At 55.3% G+C, this 1,341-nt stretch carries 2 protein-coding genes; both read right to left on the reverse strand.

Annotated features, from left to right (window positions below):
• Positions 1-13: 13 nt before the first annotated feature.
• Positions 14-1,177, reverse strand: a complete 1,164-nt coding sequence (locus B0D78_RS12090) for an ISAs1 family transposase (protein WP_078017177.1) — start codon at positions 1,175-1,177, stop codon at positions 14-16.
• Positions 1,140-1,341, reverse strand: a 202-nt coding sequence (locus B0D78_RS13290) for a hypothetical protein (RefSeq protein WP_205948328.1), incomplete at its 5' end; no start/stop codon positions are given. The genes B0D78_RS12090 and B0D78_RS13290, both read right to left, overlap by 38 nt.

Raw genomic sequence — 1,341 nt, forward strand, 5'->3', positions numbered from 1 at the left:
GCAGGGCAATCGCTTACGGAATAAGAACCCCCGTAGGGACGAGTCCCAAGACCTGCAGAGCCGTAGGAATGCCAAGCCCGCAGAGCTTGCGCTTGCTCCTCATCCCGCATTTGCACGTGTCACAGGTCTTCAGCATCTGCAAAGCGAGTTTTCGCAGAATGTTCATCACTTCCGCCGCGTTCTTCGCTCTCGCACGGCAGTCATCCTCCCTGAAGGCCATGTCCAGCATCCAGTGTAAGTTGTTCTCGATCGCCCAGTGCTCTCTCTTGATGCGCAGAAGGTCTTGCGCCCGGGCTCCTTTCAGGCTGTAGATGAAGTAATGGTCTTCAGTGCTGGTCTTGTTATCGACGTTCCGGGTGTTGTGGATCCAGGCGACGCCCGTGATGCCTCGCCAGTCTTCAAGTCCTTCGAACCAGCTCAGGTCGTTGGAAAGGTAACATTCTCTTCTCTCGATGCGCCCATGATCCTTCTCCAGGGTGCTGGCATACTGTCCTTTGGCTTTGAGTTCTCTTGTGCTTGTGTCCTGCGCTTCGCTGCGCAGGTGCCAGATGATGTCGTCGTGCAGTTTCTTCTGATTGCCTTTGACGGCGAGGACGTAATCTCCGCCCTTTTCGATGATCTTGGCGGCGATGTCCTTCTGCGTCCCCATGGCGTCGATGGTGACGACGGTGTCTTTGACCTGAAAGAGATCCAGCAGTTCGGGGATGGCCGTGATCTCGTTGCTCTTCTCGTCGGTCTTGATCTGACCGAGGACCAGCTGCGCCCGACTGGCAAAAGCGGTGAGCACGTGACTGGCTTTCCGTTCGGAACTGCCGCTGCGGCATATGGTCTTGCCGTCGATGGCGACGGTCATGCCTCTTGACTCCGCCAACTTGCCCAGGTGGACGTACAGCTCGCTCATCCAGGCGTTGAAGCGTTCGGACAACACGCGGGGATCGAGGCGGCTCAACACCTTGCCAAAGGTATCGTGAGAAGGGGTGCCGTGGCGGAAGTCGCAGAACGGCGCCAGATATTTCTTCTGATGATCGGCAAACATGGCCATTTCCGTATAGGTATCCATGTTGCAGATCACGGCCAGCACGCTGACCAGAAGGATATCCTGGAGCCGATAGTGGATCGCGTTGCCTGTGCGGAAATCTTCAATTTCTGCCAGCAGTTCCAGAAATGTCTGGTTCATTTTCGTGCCTCCTGTCGGTGTTTTGGGGCGTTTTCGGTGTTTCTTTGTATTCTACCGCAGGGAGGCTTTCTTGGGATGAACTTACTTTTCTGCGTTGCGGCTTTCTTCTTCTCGTGAGCTTAATGGCAATTTTCTCGAGTGGGTTTTCGTAAGCGATTGCCCTG

The sequence above is a fragment of the Pyramidobacter sp. C12-8 genome, assembly GCF_002007215.1.
GTDB lineage: Bacteria > Synergistota > Synergistia > Synergistales > Dethiosulfovibrionaceae > Pyramidobacter.

Coding starts and splice junctions, on each gene's coding strand:
- B0D78_RS12090 (WP_078017177.1), bottom strand. CDS start 1,177: ATGAACCAGACATTTCTGGAACTGCTGGCAGAAATTGAAGATTTCCGC.